This window comes from Moorena sp. SIO4A1, assembly GCF_010672065.1.
Taxonomy (GTDB): Bacteria; Cyanobacteriota; Cyanobacteriia; order Cyanobacteriales; family Coleofasciculaceae; genus Moorena.
Window position 1 is genome coordinate 1 of the sequence record NZ_JAAHHX010001018.1, and the last position, 1,083, is coordinate 1,083.

The window sequence follows — 1,083 nt, forward strand, 5'->3', positions numbered from 1 at the left end:
ACAAATATTGTCGATTTATTCACAGAAAGGATGGTTATGCTTATACAAATTAGATCCTGTCCTCCCTTTCCTCTCGCCGTTAACCCTACGGGTATAACGGGAGTCTCCAGGGAGGTGGACAGATGAAGAATAAAGTAAGAAATTGGTAGGTTTTTTGAGGAGACAGGAGCGTGCGTAAAATTAAAATTAATACGTTTAAATTAACAAGTTTAAATTAGCAAGTTAAAATGTTGCAGCCTAGTCTTGAGAATTATGTTGAGACTGATAACTCTGAGTCTTTAACTGTAGAGCAAGCGATCGCAAATCTAAAAGGAAACGACCAGGGGCTTCGCTATTATGCAGCATGGTGGCTAGGAAAGTTTCGAGTCCGGGAACCACTGGCAATTGATGCCCTAATCGCTGCGCTAGAGGATCAGGACAACCAGACAGAATTAGGAGGATATCCTCTGCGCCGGAATGCTGCCAGGGCCCTGGGCAAACTAGGAGACCATCGAGCTGTGCCTGCGTTGATTGATTGTTTAGACTGCCCGGATTTTTATGTTAGGGAAGCAGCGGTACAATCTTTAGCGATGTTAGAAGATCGTACCTGTATTCCCAAGCTGATCAAACTCCTAGACGGAGGTTTAGAAGCAGCCCAGCCTATACCCGGATGTCCCCACCTCGCCCAACCCTACAATGCTGTCATCGAAGCTTTGGGGGATCTTGGTGTAACTGAAGCGATTGACCTGATTGAACTATTCCTAGAACATCCCAACGAGTTGGAACAGTATGCCGCCGCACGGGCGATGTACCAGCTAACTCAAAACCCTACTTATGCGGAACGTTTAATTAAAGCTTTGAGTGCTTATCAAGTGCAACTGAGGCGGGCAGCTCTTTCCGATCTCGGGGCAATTGGTTATTTACCAGCAGCCGATGCGATCGCTAAGACCTGGGCAGAAAATAGTCTCAGGTTAATCGCGCTCAAAGGAATTCTAGAGCATTACTTAGAAAACCATCCCACTGATAGTTGCTACCTATCGGAGACTGCAATTAAAATTATGAACTTGATGGATGGTCTTCTTTGAACTGTAAAGTTTAAAGGAT

General features: G+C 45.1%; 1 protein-coding gene. It reads left to right on the forward strand.

Going from position 1 to position 1,083, the window contains the following annotated elements; genetic code table 11:
• The first annotated feature begins 227 nt into the window (after positions 1-227).
• Positions 228-1,064 carry a HEAT repeat domain-containing protein gene (locus F6K53_RS44915; protein ID WP_293087575.1) on the forward strand — a complete coding sequence of 279 codons (837 nt, stop codon included), beginning with the start codon at positions 228-230 and terminating at the stop codon, positions 1,062-1,064.
• The last annotated feature ends 19 nt before the right edge of the window (positions 1,065-1,083 follow it).